At 68.2% G+C, this 17,075-nt stretch carries 13 protein-coding genes; 1 reads left to right on the plus strand and 12 read right to left on the minus strand.

Going from position 1 to position 17,075, the window contains the following annotated elements; all coding sequences use genetic code 11:
• Positions 1–97 precede the first annotated feature (97 nt).
• A complete protein-coding gene (gene secA / locus AC06FE_RS17380) occupies positions 98–2,806 on the minus strand; it encodes a preprotein translocase subunit SecA (protein WP_132864977.1) in 2,709 nt (902 codons plus the stop codon).
• A gap of 160 nt (positions 2,807–2,966) precedes the next feature.
• Entirely contained in the window at positions 2,967–3,917 is a 951-nt protein-coding gene (locus tag AC06FE_RS17385; RefSeq protein WP_192286672.1) for a M23 family metallopeptidase, read from the minus strand.
• Between the two features lie 12 nt (positions 3,918–3,929).
• On the opposite strand from AC06FE_RS17385, the gene AC06FE_RS17390 reads away from it, so the two are divergent.
• Positions 3,930–4,364 carry a DciA family protein gene (locus AC06FE_RS17390; protein ID WP_192286673.1) on the plus strand — a complete coding sequence of 145 codons (435 nt, stop codon included), beginning with the start codon at positions 3,930–3,932 and terminating at the stop codon, positions 4,362–4,364.
• A gap of 221 nt (positions 4,365–4,585) precedes the next feature.
• Here the strand turns inward: AC06FE_RS17390 and lpxC are convergent, their stop codons facing one another.
• The 10 genes from lpxC to AC06FE_RS17440 all read right to left on the minus strand — a co-directional run bounded on the left by lpxC (position 4,586) and on the right by AC06FE_RS17440 (position 17,073).
• Positions 4,586–5,497 carry a UDP-3-O-acyl-N-acetylglucosamine deacetylase gene (lpxC, locus tag AC06FE_RS17395; protein ID WP_478073747.1) on the minus strand — a complete coding sequence of 304 codons (912 nt, stop codon included), beginning with the start codon at positions 5,495–5,497 and terminating at the stop codon, positions 4,586–4,588.
• Between the two features lie 275 nt (positions 5,498–5,772).
• Positions 5,773–7,005: a cell division protein FtsZ gene (gene ftsZ / locus AC06FE_RS17400; RefSeq protein WP_132864981.1), complete on the minus strand. Its 1,233-nt coding sequence runs from the start codon at positions 7,003–7,005 to the stop codon at positions 5,773–5,775.
• A gap of 199 nt (positions 7,006–7,204) precedes the next feature.
• On the minus strand, positions 7,205–8,440 hold the full coding sequence (gene ftsA, locus AC06FE_RS17405; RefSeq protein ID WP_132864982.1) for a cell division protein FtsA: 1,236 nt from the start codon (positions 8,438–8,440) through the stop codon (positions 7,205–7,207).
• Positions 8,437–9,165 (minus strand): cell division protein FtsQ/DivIB, encoded by a 729-nt coding sequence (locus AC06FE_RS17410; RefSeq protein ID WP_132864983.1) that lies wholly within the window; start codon positions 9,163–9,165, stop codon positions 8,437–8,439. The genes ftsA and AC06FE_RS17410 overlap by 4 nt, the downstream gene beginning before the upstream one ends.
• 91 nt (positions 9,166–9,256) lie before the next feature.
• Positions 9,257–10,693, minus strand: coding sequence for a UDP-N-acetylmuramate--L-alanine ligase (gene murC / locus AC06FE_RS17415; protein ID WP_192286674.1), 1,437 nt, complete (start codon positions 10,691–10,693; stop codon positions 9,257–9,259).
• A 43-nt stretch (positions 10,694–10,736) separates the two neighbouring features.
• Positions 10,737–11,828 (minus strand): undecaprenyldiphospho-muramoylpentapeptide beta-N-acetylglucosaminyltransferase, encoded by a 1,092-nt coding sequence (murG, locus tag AC06FE_RS17420; protein WP_478073748.1) that lies wholly within the window; start codon positions 11,826–11,828, stop codon positions 10,737–10,739.
• On the minus strand, positions 11,828–13,144 hold the full coding sequence (gene ftsW, locus AC06FE_RS17425) for a putative lipid II flippase FtsW (RefSeq protein ID WP_478073749.1): 1,317 nt from the start codon (positions 13,142–13,144) through the stop codon (positions 11,828–11,830). The genes murG and ftsW overlap by 1 nt, the downstream gene beginning before the upstream one ends.
• Positions 13,144–14,229 carry a phospho-N-acetylmuramoyl-pentapeptide-transferase gene (mraY, locus tag AC06FE_RS17430; protein ID WP_313252689.1) on the minus strand — a complete coding sequence of 362 codons (1,086 nt, stop codon included), beginning with the start codon at positions 14,227–14,229 and terminating at the stop codon, positions 13,144–13,146. The genes ftsW and mraY overlap by 1 nt, the downstream gene beginning before the upstream one ends.
• Entirely contained in the window at positions 14,219–15,601 is a 1,383-nt protein-coding gene (locus AC06FE_RS17435; protein ID WP_478073750.1) for a UDP-N-acetylmuramoyl-tripeptide--D-alanyl-D-alanine ligase, read from the minus strand. The genes mraY and AC06FE_RS17435 overlap by 11 nt, the downstream gene beginning before the upstream one ends.
• Positions 15,598–17,073, minus strand: coding sequence for a UDP-N-acetylmuramoyl-L-alanyl-D-glutamate--2,6-diaminopimelate ligase (locus tag AC06FE_RS17440; RefSeq protein ID WP_446541915.1), 1,476 nt, complete (start codon positions 17,071–17,073; stop codon positions 15,598–15,600). The genes AC06FE_RS17435 and AC06FE_RS17440 overlap by 4 nt, the downstream gene beginning before the upstream one ends.
• Between the last annotated feature and the right edge of the window lie 2 nt (positions 17,074–17,075).

The following is a 17,075-nucleotide window of genomic DNA, read 5'->3' on the forward strand; positions in this document are numbered from 1 at the left end:
CGCGTGCATGGGGCCGGCCGCACCGGCATCGCGGCCCAGGCCGTTCCTGCCGCTCGCCATGACGAGAACGCCCCGCTTGCGCGGGGCGTTTCGTGGATCAGTTCAACTGGCCGTGGCAGTGCTTGTACTTCTTGCCGCTGCCGCACGGACAGGGGTCGTTGCGGCCGACCTTGACCTCGCCCGAGGCCAGCGCCTGCTCGGCTTCCTCGTCGGCGCTGTAGCCGCCGTTGTCCTGGTGCTGGAACTGCGACATCTTCAGGCGGGCCTCGGCCTGCTGGCGCTCCAGCGCCTCCATCGCCGCCACTTCCTCCTCGCTGCGGATACGCACGCGCGACAGCATCAGGATCACCTCGCGCTTGACGTTCTCCAGCATGTCCGAGAACAGCTCGAAGGCTTCCTTCTTGTACTCCTGCTTGGGCTGCTTCTGCGCGTAACCACGCAGGTAGATGCCCTGGCGCAGGTAGTCCATGCGGGCCAGGTGCTCCTTCCAGCTCTGGTCGAGCACGGTCAGCATCACGTGCTTCTCGAGCGCCCGCATGGTTTCCACGCCCACGGACACTTCCTTCTGCGCGAAGTGCTCATCCATGAACTCGATGACCTTCTGCGCGATGCCCTCGGCGTCCAGCTCCTCGTGCTGCTTGACCAGCCCGACCACGTCCATCTCCACGCCCAGCTCGGCGTGCAGGGTGGCCTGCAGGCCCGGCAGGTCCCACTGCTCGTCCACCGAATTGGCCGGCACGAAGCGGGTCACCAGGTCGTAGATCACGTCGCCGCGGATGCCGTCGATGTTCTCCTTGACCGACTCGGCGTCCAGCAACTCGTCGCGCTGGGCATAGATCACCTTGCGCTGGTCGTTGTTGACGTCGTCGAAGTCCAGCAGGTTCTTGCGGATGTCGAAGTTGTGCGCTTCGACCTTGCGCTGCGCCTTCTCGATCTGGCGGCTGACCATGCGGTCTTCGATGACGTCGTCTTCCTTCATGCCCATCAGGCGCATCGCCTTCTGCACCCAGTCCGAGGCGAAGATGCGCATCAGGTTGTCTTCCAGCGACAGGTAGAAGCGGGACGAGCCCGGGTCACCCTGGCGGCCGGAACGGCCACGCAGCTGGTTGTCGATACGACGCGATTCGTGGCGCTCGGTGCCCACGATGTGCAGGCCGCCAGCGGCCTTCACCGCGTCATGGCGCTCCTGCCAGGCCGCCTTGAGCGCGGCCTTCTGCGCGTCGGTGGCATCCTCGCCCAGCTCGTGCAGCTCGGTTTCCAGCGAGCCGCCGAGCACGATGTCGGTACCGCGGCCGGCCATGTTGGTGGCGATGGTCACCGAGCCCGGGCGGCCGGCGTTGGCGACGATGGTCGCTTCGCGGTCGTGCTGCTTGGCGTTGAGCACTTCGTGCTTCACGCCGGCCTTGCGCAGGTGCTCGGACAGCATCTCCGAGGTTTCGATCGAGGTGGTGCCCACCAGCACCGGCTGGCCGCGCTTGGCGCATTCCTCGATGTCGGCCAGCACCGCGTTGAACTTGCCGGTGCGGTTGAGGAACACCTGGTCCGGGTGGTCCTTGCGCACGGTCGGCTTGTTGGTCGGGATCACCACCACTTCCAGGCCGTAGATGCTCTGGAACTCGTAGGCTTCCGTGTCGGCCGTGCCGGTCATGCCGGACAGCTTCTTGTACATGCGGAACAGGTTCTGGAAGGTGATGCTGGCCAGCGTCTGGTTCTCGCGCTGGACCGGCACGCCTTCCTTCGCCTCCACCGCCTGGTGCAGGCCATCGGACCAGCGGCGGCCGGCCAGGGTACGGCCGGTGAACTCGTCGACGATCACCACTTCGCCATCACGCACGATGTAGTCCACGTCACGCTGGTAGATCGCGTGCGCGCGCAGGGCGGCGTTGAGGTGGTGGACGACGGTCAGGTTCTGCGCGGCGTACAGGCCGTTGTCGTTGTCCTCGCCGATGATGCCGGCTTCACGCAGCAGGGTCTCGGCATGCTCCATGCCGGCCTCGGACAGGTAGACCTGCTTGCCCTTCTCGTCCACCCAGTAGTCGCCCTCGCCGTCTTCGGCGTCCTGGCGGATCAGGTGCGGCACCACGCGGTTGACGCGGATGTACAGCTCCGGGGAATCATCGGCCGGGCCGGAGATGATCAGCGGGGTACGCGCCTCGTCGATCAGGATCGAGTCGACTTCGTCGACGATGGCGTAGTGCAGGCCGCGCTGGTAACGGTCGGCGCGGGTCAGCGCCATGTTGTCGCGCAGGTAGTCGAAGCCGAATTCGTTGTTGGTGCCGTAGGTGATGTCGCAGCCATAGGCTTCGCGCTTGTCGCCGTGCGGCATGCCCGGGTAGACCACGCCCACGCTCAGGCCCAGCCAGTTGTACAGCTTGCCCATCTGCGCGGCGTCGCGGCGGGCCAGGTAGTCGTTCACGGTGACCACGTGGACGCCCTTGCCTTCCAGCGCATTGAGGTAGACCGGCAGCGTTGCCACCAGGGTCTTGCCTTCACCGGTACGCATTTCGGCGATCTTGCCCAGGTGCAGCACCATGCCGCCGATCAGCTGCACGTCGTAATGGCGCATGCCCAGCACGCGCTTGGATGCCTCGCGGCAGACCGCGAAGGCCTCCGGCAGCACCTTGTCCAGGGTTTCACCGCCGGCGATGCGCTCGCGGAACGCGGTGGTCTTGGCTTTGAGCTGGTCGTCGGAGAGCGTCTGGATCTCCGGCTCCAAGGCATTGATCTTGGCGACGATACGGTTGAGCTGGCGCAGCTGGCGCTCGTTACGGCTGCCAAAAACGCGGGTAAGCAGGCTGTTGATCATTGAAGGAACCGGTTTGAATGAAATGCCGCGCGACGCAGGATCCCCCCCGGGTTCACCTCGTCACAAACGAAACAGGGCGCAATGCGCCCTGTCTATGGCAACGCCTATTGTAGCTTGGGGCGGGGGCTTGGCGATTCAAGCCACCCGCACCCGGCAAACATCAGCCCCGGCTGAGACGGCCGACCGGGGTGTTGCCACCCTCGCCCAGGAACTTGCGCGGGTTCATGACCTGGCCGTTCTGCCAGACCTCGAAGTGCACGTGGGCACCGGTGGAGCGGCCGGTGGAGCCGGCCTTGGCCACTTCCTGCCCGGCCCGGACCAGCGCACCTTCGCGCACGGTCAGGCGGGAGTTGTGGGCGTACAGGGTCTTGTAGCCGTTGCCGTGGTCGATCTCGACCACGTTGCCGTAACCGCCCTTGACCCCGGAATAGCTGACCACGCCATCGGCCACGGCCATGACCGGGTCGCCGACGCGGGCGTGGAAGTCCATGCCCTTGTGGTTGCCGGCACCGCGGCCGAACGGGTCGGCGCGGGTACCGAAGCTGGAGGTGATGTAGGTGTTGCTGATCGGCATGCGCGAGGGCACGGCGTTCTGCTCGAGCTGGTGGTCGAACAGCAGCGACTCCAGCACCGACAACTGTTTGCCTGAAGCAGCGAAACGCTGCTCCAGCACCTGTAAGTCGCTGTTGACGGCGTTGGCAGGGATGTCCTGGGTCGGGCCCGGATCGCCGTCACCCATGCCGGGGGTTTCGTTGAAGTCGAACTCGCCGTCCTGCAGCTTGCCCATCTGGGTCAGGCGCTCGCCCAGGGCGTTCAGGCGCGTGGCCTGGGCCTGCAGCTCGCCCAGGCGGGCGGCCAGCGCATTGACCTGGGTCTGTGCGTCGGCACGGACCTTGGCCAGCTCCTGCTCCTGGTGGTCGACCTTGGCTTGCAGGGCCGAATCCCCGACCATGCCCAGCGCGAAGCTCATCGCCACGCCCATCAGGCACCCCAGTCCAAGTACGCTGCCCAGCAACGCCTTGGGTCGATCCTCGAAGTACATCTGAACGCGTGCGAGCGGCGTCTTGGCCTGCGGTTCACGCGTTTTGATTACGATCTTTTTGAATGCCATTGAAGAATTCTTATGTCTGAGCCGAAATCCAGCGTTCGTTCCCGTTCCGCGCCCAAGCAGGCGCTGGAAGCGGTGATGGCGGACAAAGCTGGAAACCCGTTGCGACGAGCCCTGTGGCTCGATGCGCTGGACCGGCAGTTGCGCCCCCATTTGCCGCCGGCGCTGGCAAACCGTTGCCGGTTGGCCAATGTGGACGGCGAACACCTCGTTTTTCTCGTCGAATCGCCGGTGTGGCATGCCAAGGTAAGGCTTGCCGAAGGCCAGCTGATCGACGCGGCCCGATCCATCGGGCTGAAGGTCACACGGGTGACCGTCAAGACTGCCACTGCGCCACCGCACTCCCCAGTGCGTAACGACCAGCGCAGTACCGCAGTGTCGGAAGCCACGCACAAAGGCCTGCGTGACGCCCTGGCTGCCCTTCAGGATGTGAAACCCACGCGTTCCTGAAACCACCGGGGCCTTGGGGCCCCGGTTCCCGTCCGCCCCCGAGGGGGGACAAACAGGAAGCCGGCAGGAATCCTAGCCGCCGAATGCGACCGGGGAGTTAGTCTTTTGTTAATTTTTAGTTAAATTCAGGCTCGAACCCGCGCGAGGTTCACATTTCGACAACACAGCTGTCCGCCTGTCCGTGGGACAGAACAGGACACATGCGCGGGTGAGCGCCCGGCTCAGGCCAGGGCGGGGACACCGTAGACCACCGGGTCGGTGGCGGTGGGGGACGCGTAGCTGGCCCATTCCCAGGCACTCTGGTCGGCCAGCAGGGCACGCACCAGCTTGTTGTTGAGCGCATGGCCGGACTTGAAGCCCTCGTAGGCCCCAAGCACCTGGCCACCGGCCAGGTACAGGTCGCCGATGGCATCGAGGATCTTGTGACGCACGAACTCGTCGGCGTAGCGCAGGCCGTCGTCGTTGAGCACGCGGAACTCATCCAGCACGATGGCGTTGTCCATCGAGCCGCCCAGGCCCAGGTTGCGCTCGCGCATGTACTCCAGGTCGCGCATGAAGCCGAAGGTGCGCGCGCGGGAGATTTCCTTGATGTAGGCGGCCGTGGAGAACTCGACCTCGGCGCGCGACTGCTTGGCCGGGATCATCGGGTGGTCGAACTGGATGGTGAAGCCCAGCTTGTAGCCCTCGTACGGGTCGAAGCGGGCGACCTTGTCGCCGTCGCGCACTTCCACCGTCTTGAGGATGCGCAGGAAACGCTTGGGCGCGTCCTGCTCGATGATGCCCGCCGACTGCAGCAGGAACACGAACGGGCCGGACGAACCGTCCATGATCGGCAGCTCGGCCGAGGACAGCTCGACGATGGCGTTGTCCACGCCCAGGCCGGCCATGGCCGACATCAGGTGTTCGACGGTCTGGATCTTGGCGCCTTCGCAGGTCAGGCCGGTGCATAGCGTGACTTCGGTGACCAGGTCGGCACGGGCCGGCACTTCGACCACGGGCTCCAGGTCGACGCGGCGGAACACGATGCCATGGTCCACCGGCGCAGGACGCAGGGTCATGTAGACCTTGTCACCGCTGTGCAGGCCGACGCCGGTGGCGCGGATCGTGTTCTTGAGGGTGCGTTGCTGGATCATGGACTCGGAACCGGGAAAGCCGCGCATGCGCGGCCGGGGACAAACAAGAATAACACGCGTTCACACGCGGCCCTGGCCCACTGAAACGAGGCGCCTGCCGCGATTCAGGACGGAAAATGCCGCCGGGCCTGCCCTGGCCCGGCGACAAAGGACATGGATGTTGCCCGTCGGGGTGGACGGCCCCGACGTGTATTGCCTTGCCACGGGCCAGGCCTACCCCGGCCTGCCGTCATCGGCAGGCGCAGGGGCCGGCACGCCCGGTCATGCCGGCCGGATCAGTCCGCCTGGCGGCGCAGGAACGCCGGGATGTCCAGGTAGTCGCTCGGCAGTTCGGCGGCGGCCGGGGTCGAAGCCGATGCCGACGAGGCGGCAGCGGTATCGGCGCTCGGACGACGCAGGCCCATGCCCAGCGAGTTGCCGGCGGCCTTGGCCACGGCATCGGCCGGGCTTTCGTACTCGCCGAACTCGGCCTGGCCGGTGGTGGCGTTGCGGACCAGCTTGATCGGTGCGCGCTCGCCGGCACGCGGCGCGGCGCCCTTGGCAACGGCACGGTTCAGGCCGGTGGCCACCACGGTCACGCGCACTTCGTCCTGCATGTCCGGGTCGAGCACGGTGCCCACCACCACGGTGGCGTCCTCGGAGGAGAAGCCGTCGATGGTGCGGCCGATCTCGTCGAACTCGCTCATGGTGAAGTCCGGGCCGGCGGTGATGTTGACCAGGATGCCGTTGGCACCGGCCAGGTTCACGTCGTCCAGCAGCGGGTTCTGGATGGCGGCCTCGGCGGCGGCCTGGGCGCGGTCATCGCCACGCGCGGTGCCGGTGCCCATCATGGCCAGGCCCATCTCCGACATCACGGTGCGCACGTCGGCGAAGTCGACGTTGATCAGGCCCGGACGCACGATCAGGTCGGCGATGCCCTGCACGGCGCCCTGCAGCACGTCGTTGGCGGCACGGAAGGCCTGCACCATGGTGGCGTTGCGGCCGAGCACGGTGATCAGCTTCTCGTTCGGGATGGTGATCAGCGAGTCGACGTGCTGGCTCAGTTCCTCGATGCCCTTCAGCGCGACCTGCATGCGGCGACGGCCTTCGAACGGGAACGGCTTGGTGACCACGGCCACGGTCAGGATGCCCATTTCCTTGGCCAGCTGCGCCACCACCGGCGCGGCGCCGGTGCCGGTGCCGCCGCCCATGCCGGCGGTGATGAACACCATGTCCGCCCCCTGCAGGGCATCCATGATGCGCTCACGGTCTTCCAGGGCGGCCTGGCGGCCGACTTCCGGGTTGGCGCCTGCGCCCAGGCCCTTGGTGACGTTGGTACCCAGCTGCAGCTGCAGCTTGGCACCGCAATTCTTGATGGCCTGCGAGTCGGTATTGGCGGTGATGAACTCCACGCCATCCACGCTGCTGTTGACCATGTGCGCCACGGCGTTGCCGCCGCCGCCGCCCACGCCAACCACCTTGATCACCGCGTTCGGTGCCATCTTTTCAATCAGTTCGAAATGCGCCATGTCCATGTCCTCTCTATTGCCGTGATTGGGTCGGGCATCCGGGAAGCATCCTTCTCCTTCTGCGCCCGCCCGCACCGGCGAGTTTTAGTTGATGTACCGCCCGGGCTGCCCCTGCGCGGCGTTGTTGCCTGTATCAATGACTGCGTTACTGCACTTCGTTTGCCCTGCCTACCACTTCACTGCACTACTGCCGCGACGCTCAGAACTCGCCGCGGAACCAGTTCTTCAATTTGTTGAACACGCTGCCGGCGCGCCCGGTGGGCAACGACGGACGACGCGGGTGCTCGATCTGGCTGCCCATCAGCAGCAGGCCCACGCCGGTGGCATGCACCGGGTTACCCACCACTTCGCCCAGCCCGGTGACGTGCTGCGGGATGCCCACGCGTACCGGCATCTGCAGCATTTCCTCGGCCAGCTCGACCACGCCTTCCATCTTCGAGGCGCCGCCGGTGAGCACCACGCCGGCGCGCACCATCTCCTCGAAGCCGGAACGGCGCAGCTCGGCCTGCACCATTTCAAAGATTTCCTCGTAGCGACCCTGCACCGCCTGCGCCAGCGAATGGCGCGGCATGCGACGCGGCGGACGGTCGCCGACCGACGGCACCTGGATGCTCTCCTCGGCGGTGGCCAGCTGCGCCAGCGCGCAGGCGTAGCGCACCTTGATCTGCTCCGCTTCCGGGGTCGGGGTGCGCAGCATGTGGGCGATGTCGTTGGTGACGTGGTCACCGGCGATCGGCAGCGAGGCGGTGTGGCAGATCGCGCCCTGCACGTACACCGCGATGTCGGTGGTGCCTGCGCCGATGTCCACCAGCACCACGCCCAGCTCGCGCTCGTCGGCGGTCAGCACCGCCACGCTGGAGGCCAGCGAAGACAGCACCAGGTCGTCGACCTGCAGGCCGCAGCGCTGCACGCACTTGCTGATGTTGGCCGCGGCCGACTGCGCGCACACCACCAGGTGCGCATGCACCTCCAGGCGCACGCCGGTCATGCCGACCGGGTTGCGGATGCCTTCCTGCGAGTCGTCCAGCACGTACTCGCGCGGGATCGCATGCAGGATCTTCTGGTCGGCCGGGATGGCGACCGCCTTGGCCGCTTCCAGCACGCGGTCCAGGTCGCCCCAGCTGACCTCGCCTTCGCGGATCGGGGTGATGCCCTGCGAGTTGCGGCACTGCACGTGGTTGCCGGAGATCGAGGCATAGACCGAACGGATCTCGCAGCCGGCCATCAGCTCGGCTTCCTCGATGGCGCGCTGGATCGACTGCACGGTGGATTCGATGTCCACCACCACGCCGCGCTTGAGGCCGCGCGATTCGTGCGAGCCGATGCCGATCACCTCGATCGGGCTGCCCGGCGAGTACTCGCCCACCAGCGCCACCACCTTGGAGGTGCCGATGTCCAGGCCGACGATCAACGATTTGTCACCCTTGCGATTCATGTCCTGTCCTGCGTCTGCTTTGTTGCCGGCGGCGGGGTTCCCCAGCTCAGCGTGAAACCGTTGGTATAGCGAAGGTCGGCGCGCACGATCGGCACCTGGGTGCGCGTGAGCTGCGGCAGCACCCGCACGAAGCGGGCCAGGCGCGTGCGTGCGTCATTGCGGCCGACGATGATCTCTGTGCCGTTGTCCAGCGCCAGCGACCAGCTGCCACGGGCGTCCATCACCACTTGGTGCACGTCCACCCCGGCCGGCGCGAACAACGCGCGCGAGTCGTTGTAGAGCTCGACCACTTCGGCGGTCTTGCTGTCCGGGCCATCGAGCAGCGGCAGCGGCGCGTCCTCCAGGCCATGCGGCACGGCGAACAGGCGGCCCTGCTCGGACAGCAGCCGGTCCTTGCCCCAGCGGGCGAACGGCTTGTGCTCGACGATGGTCACTTCCAGCACGTCCGGCCACTGCTTGCGCACCTGCGCGCTCTCCACCCACGGCAGCTTCTGCACGGCGCTCTGCGCGTCCTGCAGCTCGACCGCGAAGTAGCCGGCGCGTGCATACGGCAGCAGGGCCTTCTGCAGCTGTTCGCCGGAGACCCGCTTGAATTCGCCGTGCACGCGCAGCTTGGCCAGCGGCCAACGCTCGGCGCCGACCCAGCCGTTGAGCACGGCCACCACCGGCAGCGCCACCAGGGCGATGGCCAGCAACCAGGCGAGCATGCGCAGGAGCGCGTTCATCGCGCGCCCTCCCCCGCATTCCGCGCACGCGCGGCCGACACCGACCGCGGCGCGGCGATGTGGGCGGGCATGGACGGGAATGCGTGGCGGTTCATTCGGCGGGGTGCTCCTTGAAGCCTTCGGTCACCACCGTCTGGGCCACCGCGCCGATGTCGCCGGCCCCCATCATCAGCAGCAGGTCGCCGTCCTGCAGGACGTCCGGCAGCACCGAGGCCAGGTCGGCCGCCTGGCCGACCACCACCGGCTCGCTGCGACCGCGTGCGCGGATGGCGCGTGCCAGCGACTTGGAATCGGCACCCGGGATCGGCGCTTCGCCGGCCGGGTAGACCTCGCTCAGCACCAGCGCGTCCACTTCGGACAGTACCGCGGCGAAGGCATCGAACTGGTCACGGGTACGGCTGTAGCGGTGCGGCTGGAAGGCCACCACCAGGCGCTGCGACGGCCAACCGCCGCGGGCAGCGGCGAACACCGCCGCCAGCTCGCGCGGGTGATGGCCGTAGTCGTCGATCACCCGCACCTTGGCCCCCTTGTGGGTGGTCACGATGCCCAGGTCGTTGAAGCGGCGGCCGACGCCTTCGAACTTCTCCAGCGCAGCGGCGATGGCTTCCGGGGCCACGCCCAGCTGCCAGCCCACCGCAGCGGCGGCCAGCGCGTTGAGCACGTTGTGCTTGCCCGGCAGGGCCAGCTTGACCGGCACCGAGCTGCCTTCCGGCAGGCGCAGGGTGAAGCGCATGCAGGCGCCGTCCTGGACCACGTCCTCGGCACGCACGTCGGCATTGCTGCTCATGCCGTAGCTCATCACGTGGCGCGGGGTCTTGGCCGCCAACGCCGCCACTTCCGGGTCGTCGATGCACAGCACCGCCAGGCCGTAGAACGGCAGGCGCTGCAGGAACTCGGCGAATGCGGCCTGGACGCGGGCGAAGTCGTTGCCGTAGTTCTCCAGGTGGTCCGCATCGATGTTGGTGATCACCGCCACCAGCGGGTTCAGGCGCAGGAAGCTGCCGTCGCTCTCGTCGGCCTCGGCCACCAGCCACTGGCCACCGCCGAGCTTGGCGTTGGCGCCGGCGGCCAGCAACTGGCCACCGATCACGAAGGTCGGGTCCAGGTTGCCTTCGCTCAGCACCGCGGCGGTCAGCGAGGTGGTGGTGGTCTTGCCGTGCGTGCCGGCCACCGCGATGCCGCGACGGAAGCGCATCAGCTCGGCCAGCATCGCCGCGCGCGGCATGATCGGGATGCGCTGGCTGCGCGCCTCCATCAGCTCCGGGTTGTCCTCGCGGATGGCGCTGGAGACGACGATGCAGTCGGTGCCCAGCACGTTGGCGGCCGAGTGACCGCGCATCACGCGCGCCCCCAGCCGCGACAGGCGACGGGTAGCCGCGTTGTCGGCGTTGTCCGAACCGGAGACTTCGTAGCCCAGGGTCAGCATGACTTCGGCGATGCCGCTCATGCCGGTGCCGCCGATGCCGACGAAGTGCACGCGCGGGAACGCGCGGACCAGGTCGTTGGTGTCGTGGAGGCGACGGATCATGCCCGGCCTCCGGTGTGGCGGGCGCGGGTGCGCGGTGCCGTGTTCATGCTGATTCCTCGAGAATGATGTCCGCGATGCGTTCGGCCGCATCGACCTTGGCCAGCGCACGCGCGGCTTGCGCCATCTGCATGCGGCGGGCCGGCGTATCGGCAAGCGTGCGCAGCACGCCTTCCAGGTTTCTGGCCAGCGCGTCGTCCTGCTTGAGCAGTTCGGCGGCACCGCGCTCGACCAGGTATTCGGCATTGCGGGTCTGGTGGTCATCCACCGCCGCGGCGAACGGCACCAGCACGCTGCCCACGCCCACCGCGCACAGCTCGGCCAGCGTCGAAGCACCGGCGCGGCACACCACCAGGTCGGCCCACGCATAGGCGGCGGCCATGTCCTTGATGAAGGCATCGACGCGGCCGTCCACGCCCGCGACGCGGTAAGCCTGCAGGGCTTCCTCGTGCAGCTTCTCGCCGCACTGGTGCCAGACCTCGATGGCCACGCTGCCACCGAGCGCGGCCAGTGCCTGTGGCACGGCGTTGTTCAAGGCGCGTGCGCCCTGGCTGCCGCCCAGCACCAACAGCCGCATCGGGCCACTGCGTCCGGCCAGGCGCACGTCCGGCGCCGGCAATGCGGCGATCTCCTCGCGCACCGGGTTGCCCACGGCTTCCTCGCGACCATTGGCGAAACTGCCCGGGAAGCCGGTCAGCACGCGCCGCGCGAAGCGCGACAGGATGCGGTTGGTCATGCCGGGCGCGCGGTTCTGCTCGTGCACCAGCAACGGCAGCCCGTGCAGGCGCGCGGCCATGCCACCCGGGCCGGCGGCGAAGCCACCGAAGGCCACCACCGCGCGCGGATTGCGCTCGCGCAGCACGTAACCGGCGCCGCGGATGGCGCGCAGCACGCGCATCGGCGCACCCAGCAAGGCCAGCTTGCCCTTGCCGCGCAGGCCGGAGATGGCCAGCGTGTCGATCGGGATGTCGTGCTGGGGGACCAGCCGGGTTTCCATCGCGCCATCGGCGCCCAGCCACACCACCGGCACGCCACGCGCGCGCAGCACCTTGGCCACGGCCAGGCCGGGGAAGATGTGGCCACCGGTACCGCCGGCCATGATCATCACCGGGCGTGCCTGGGCAGTGGACGCGGCCATCAGGCGATCCTCCCGAAGGTCGGTTCGGCCCGTTGCTGCATGCGGCTGGTACCGCGCGCCGAGCTGTCGCGCCCGTTGGCGGCCTGCAGCGCGGCGGCCACCTCGGTGGCCGAACGGCGCTCGGCGCTGTCGTCCTCGGCGGCGGCAACCACCGGTTCGATGTCCTCGCGGAATTCCTGGCGGCGCACGGCGCGGTTGTATTCGTAGGACACGCGCAGCAGCAGGCCCATCGCCACGCAGGTCATCATCACGCTCGAGCCACCGGAGGAGATCAGCGGCAGGGTCAGGCCCTTGGTCGGCAGCATGCCCAGGTTCACGCCGATCGAGACGAAGGTCTGCAGGCTGATCCACAGCGCGATGCCGAAGGCGATGTAGCCGGCGAAGTGGCGGCGCATCTCGATGCAGCGCATGCCCAGCCAGAACGCACGGCCGACCAGCAGCGCGTACAGGCCGATGATCGCGCACACCCCCAGGAACCCCAGCTCCTCGGCGATCACCGAGAAGATGAAGTCGGTATGCGATTCGGGCAGGTAGTTCAGCTTCTGGATCGAGGCACCCAGGCCGACGCCGGTCCACTCGCCGCGGCCGATCGCCATCAGCGCGTTGGACAGCTGGTAGCCCGAGCCGAGCTGGTCCTGCCACGGGTCCATGAACGAGGTGACGCGGCGCATGCGGTACGGCTCGAAGATCACCAGCAGCACCAGCGCCGGCAGCATCAGCAGCACCGGCAGGATGATGCGCTTGATCTGTGCGCCACCGAGCACCAGCATGCAGGTGGTGATGCCCAGCAGCAGCATCGAGGAGCCGAAGTCCGGCTGCATCAGCAGCAGGCCGACCAGCAGGCCGACCACGCCGACCGGCTTGAGCATGGCGACCCAGGTCGCGTTGACCTCGTCGCGGAAGCGCACCAGGTAGCTGGACAGCCACACGATGTAGAGCACCTTCACCGCTTCCACGGTCTGGAACTTGGACACGCCCAGGTTGATCCAACGCCGCGCGCCGTTGACGCTGCTGCCCAGGCCGGGGATGAACACCACGATCAGCAGCGCGAAGCAGCCCAGCAGCAGCAGCTGGTTGTACTTCTCGATTTCCTTCAGCTCCACCCGCATCGCCACCGCGGCCAGCACCACGCCGATGGCGATGAACATCAGGTGGCGGGTCAGGTAGTAGAACGGACTCTGCGTCAGCGCGATGGAGCTGGAAGCCACCATCACGATCCCGATCGAAGCCAGCGCCATGGCGGCGCCCAGCAGCCACTTGTCGTAGCTGCCGCCGATGGCTTCCAGTCGGGTTGCCTGACGCGAGTAATCGTCCATCAGCGCACCTTGAGCGTTGCCAGGCCGATCAACACCAGCACCACCGAGATGATCCAGAAGCGCACGATCACGCGCGGCTCCGGCCAGCCCTTCAGTTCGAAGTGGTGGTGGATCGGGGCCATGCGGAACACGCGCTTGCCGGTGAGCTTGAACGAGGCCACCTGGATCATCACCGACAGGGTCTCGATCACGAACACGCCGCCCATCACCACCAGCACCAGCTCCTGGCGCACGATCACGGCGATGGTGCCCAGCACCGCGCCCAGCGCCAGTGCGCCGACGTCACCCATGAACACCATGGCCGGATAGGTGTTGAACCACAGGAAGCCCAGGCCGGCGCCGGCGATGGCCGCGCAGATGATGACCAGCTCGCCGGCGCCCGGGATCTGCGGGATCTGCAGGTAGCTGGAGAACACCGCGTTGCCGGAGGCATAGGCGAACACGCCCAGCGCGCAGGCGACCAGCACGGTCGGCATGATCGCCAGGCCGTCCAGGCCATCGGTCAGGTTGACCGCGTTGGAGAAGCCGACGATCCAGAAGTAGGCGATGGCCACGAAGCTGATGCCCGCCAGCGGCAGCGCGATCGCCTTGAACATCGGGATGTAGAACGTCAGCGCCGCCGGCACGTCGGCGGTGTAGAACAGGAACAGGCCGGCGGCCAGGCCGAAGATCGACTGCAGCAGGTACTTCCAGCGCGACTTCAGGCCGTTCGGGTCGCGCTTGGCGATCTTGATCCAGTCGTCGTACCAGCCGATGGCGCCGAAGCACAGCATCACCACCAGCACCAGCCACACGTAGCGGTTGCGCAGGTCGCCCCATAGCAGCACCGAGATCAGCACGGTGGTCAGGATCAGGCCACCGCCCATGGTCGGCGTACCGGCCTTGGAGAAGTGCGACTGCGGGCCGTCCTTGCGGATCGGCTGGCCGCCCTTGAGCTGGGCCAGGCGACGGATCGCGATCGGGCCCAGCCACAGCGACAGCGACAGCGCGGTCAGCGCCGCCAGGATGCCGCGGAAGGTAAGGTAGTTGAACAGGCGGAAGAGGCCGTCCAACTGCTGCAGCCATCGGGCCAGTTCAAGCAACATGCGGGGTTTCCTCGCCGCGCGGCAACAGCGCGGTCACGATCTTGTCCATGGCGCTGCCGCGCGAGCCCTTGACCAGGCAACGCACACCAGCATGAAGTTCGGTTTCCAGCGCGGCCGCCAGCGCGGCGTGGCTGTCGAAATGACGGCCGCCTTCGCCGAAGGCGGTCGATGCGGCCTCGCTCAACGGCCCCAGCGTGTACAGGCGCTTGAGGCCGGCCGCGCGGGCGCGCTGCCCGGCCTGCGCATGCAGCGCGCGTGCATCCGGGCCCAGTTCGCGCATGTCGCCCAGCACCAGCCAGCCTTCTTCCTGGCCTGCGGCCAGCGCGCTGATCGCCGCGGCCAGCGAACCGGGGTTGGCGTTGTAGCTGTCATCGACCAGCACCGCGCCGTTGGCCAGCACGTGGGCAACCTGGCGGCCGGCGACCGGGCGCGCCTGCGCCAGGCCCTGGATCACCAGCGGCAACGCGATGCCGGCGGCCAGCGCCAGCGTCGCGGCGGCCAGTGCGTTGAGCACGTTATGGCGGCCCGGCAACTGCAGCGCCACCGCGGCCTCGCCCTGCGGCGCGTGCAGCTGGAAGCGCGAGCTGCCCTGGCCCAGCACGATGCCGGTGGCGGTGACCTCGGCGCTGGCCTCCAGGCCGAAGCGCAGCACCCGATGGCTGCCGGCACGGGCCACGAAGTACGGTGCGAACGCATCGTCGGCATTGACCACCGCCACGCCGTCGGCGCGCAGGTCGTCGTAGACCGCCGCCTTGGTGTTGGCGATCTCCAGCAGGCTGCCCATGCGCTCCAGGTGCGCCGGCGCGACGTTGTTGACGAGCGACACGTCCGGCGCGGCGATGGCGGTCAGGTAGGCGATGTCGCCCGGCTTGCCGGTGCCCATCTCGTAGATGGCGAAGTCGGCATCGTCCGGCGCATCGATCACCGCCAGCGGCAGGCCGATCTCGTTGTTGCGGTTGCCCGGCGTGGCATGCACGTGCAGGCCCTGCACGGCGGCGGCGTGCTGCAGGATCGCCAGCAGCAGGTTCTTGACGCTGGTCTTGCCGTTGCTGCCGGTGATGGCGAACACGCGCGTGGCGCGGCCCTGCTGCATGCCGGCGGCGATGCGGGCCAGGGCCAGCGTGGTATCGGCGACCACGACCTGTGGCACGTCCAGCGGCTGCAGCGTGTCCACCAGCAGCGCGCTGGCGCCACGGGCCACCGCCTCGGCGGCGAAGTCGTGGCCGTCGAAGCGCTCGCCGCGCAGTGCCACGTAGAGGCTGCCGGCGGCGAGCGTACGGGTGTCGTTGCCAATGGCGTCGATCGCCACGTCCTCGCCGTGGATCTCACCGCCGGCCCAATGCGCGATCAGCGACAGCGGGGTGCGCTTCATGCGGTCACCTCCCCGTTCGCCGAGCGTGCCTGCAGCGCGCGCGATGCCACGTCGGTGTCATCGAAAGGATGTTTGATACCTGCAATCTCCTGGTAGGGCTCGTGGCCCTTGCCGGCGACCAGCACGATGTCGCCCGGGCCCGCCTGCGCGACGGCCGCGCCGATGGCGCGGGCACGGTCACGCTGCACGTTGACCCGGGACGGATCGGCGAAGCCGGCCATGATGTCGGCGACGATCACGTCGCCGTCCTCGCCGCGCGGGTTGTCGTCGGTGACGAACACCACGTCGGCCAATTCCTCGGCAATGGCCGCCATCTGCGGGCGCTTGCCGGTGTCACGCTCGCCACCGCAGCCGAACACGCACAGCAGGCGGCCATCGAGGTGGCCATGCAGGCTGCGCAGCGCCTGCTCCAGTGCGTCGGGCGTGTGCGCGTAGTCGATGACCACGGTCGGTTCACCGTGGCCGCCGAGACGGTTCATGCGGCCACGGATCGGCTGCAACTGCGCCAGCACCTGGGCGATGGTCGCCGCCGGCTGGCCCAGGCCATGCAGCGCACCGGCCACCGCCAGCAGGTTGTCGACGTTGAAGCGGCCCAGCAGCGGCGAACGCAGCGCGAAGCGCGCGTCCCCGATCACCAGCTCGAAGCCGATGCCCTGCCCGTCCAGCACCAGTTGCTCGGCGCGCACGCTGGCACCGGCCTGGCCGGTCGAGCTCAGGCCGATGGCCTGCACGCCTTCGGCCAGGGTGGTGATCAGGTCGCGGCCGAACGCATCGTCCAGGTTGATCGCCGCCGCCTTCAGGCCCGCACGGTGGAACAGCCGGGCCTTGGCCGCGCCATAGGCTTCCATGCTGCCGTGGTAGTCCAGGTGGTCGCGGGTGAGGTTGGTGAACACCGCCACGTCGTAATGCACCGCATCCACGCGCCCCTGGTCCAGGGCGTGCGAGCTGACTTCCATCGCCACCGCGGCGGCGCCGCCGTCGCGCAGTTGGGCCAGCACGTCATGCATCTGCAGCACCAGCGGCGTGGTGAAGCCGGTCGGCACGATGTTGCCGTACAGGCCCACGCCGAGCGTGCCGATCGAGCCACTGGCGATGCCCAGCAGGTGCCATGCCTGGGTCAACAGCTGCACGGTCGAGGTTTTGCCGTTGGTGCCGGTGACGCCGACCATGGTCATCGCACGCGACGGCTGGCCATGGAACTGGTCGGCCATCATGCCCATGCGCTGGCGCAGGCCCGGCACCGCGATGGCATCGGCCGGGGCCGGCAGCTCGGCCGGGGCCGGCGGCTCGAACAGCACCACCGAGGCGCCGTTGGCCCTGGCCTGCTCGACGAAACCCAGGCCATGCGCGCCGAAGCCGGCAATCGCCACGAAGGCATCGCCGGGGCGCACGTGGCGCGAGTCGAGCACCAACCCGCTGATCTGCGGGTCGTGCGGCAGGGCCAGGTCAGGCAGCAGGTGGGACAACAGCATCG

The sequence above is a fragment of the Stenotrophomonas sp. Steno-C18 genome, from assembly GCF_056393195.1.

Excerpts from the sequence above, each read along its gene's own strand:
- AC06FE_RS17385 (WP_192286672.1), bottom strand. The coding sequence starts at position 3,917 with ATGGCATTCAAAAAGATCGTAATCAAAACGCGTGAACCGCAGGCCAAG.
- AC06FE_RS17410 (WP_132864983.1), bottom strand. The coding sequence starts at position 9,165 with ATGAACGCGCTCCTGCGCATGCTCGCCTGGTTGCTGGCCATCGCCCTG.
- secA (WP_132864977.1), bottom strand. The coding sequence starts at position 2,806 with ATGATCAACAGCCTGCTTACCCGCGTTTTTGGCAGCCGTAACGAGCGC.
- AC06FE_RS17440 (WP_446541915.1), bottom strand. The coding sequence starts at position 17,073 with ATGCTGTTGTCCCACCTGCTGCCTGACCTGGCCCTGCCGCACGACCCG.
- AC06FE_RS17435 (WP_478073750.1), bottom strand. The coding sequence starts at position 15,601 with ATGAAGCGCACCCCGCTGTCGCTGATCGCGCATTGGGCCGGCGGTGAG.
- mraY (WP_313252689.1), bottom strand. The coding sequence starts at position 14,229 with ATGTTGCTTGAACTGGCCCGATGGCTGCAGCAGTTGGACGGCCTCTTC.
- murG (WP_478073748.1), bottom strand. The coding sequence starts at position 11,828 with ATGGCCGCGTCCACTGCCCAGGCACGCCCGGTGATGATCATGGCCGGC.
- lpxC (WP_478073747.1), bottom strand. The coding sequence starts at position 5,497 with ATGATCCAGCAACGCACCCTCAAGAACACGATCCGCGCCACCGGCGTC.
- ftsA (WP_132864982.1), bottom strand. The coding sequence starts at position 8,440 with ATGAATCGCAAGGGTGACAAATCGTTGATCGTCGGCCTGGACATCGGC.
- ftsZ (WP_132864981.1), bottom strand. The coding sequence starts at position 7,005 with ATGGCGCATTTCGAACTGATTGAAAAGATGGCACCGAACGCGGTGATC.
- AC06FE_RS17390 (WP_192286673.1), top strand. The coding sequence starts at position 3,930 with ATGTCTGAGCCGAAATCCAGCGTTCGTTCCCGTTCCGCGCCCAAGCAG.
- murC (WP_192286674.1), bottom strand. The coding sequence starts at position 10,693 with ATGATCCGTCGCCTCCACGACACCAACGACCTGGTCCGCGCGTTCCCG.
- ftsW (WP_478073749.1), bottom strand. The coding sequence starts at position 13,144 with ATGGACGATTACTCGCGTCAGGCAACCCGACTGGAAGCCATCGGCGGC.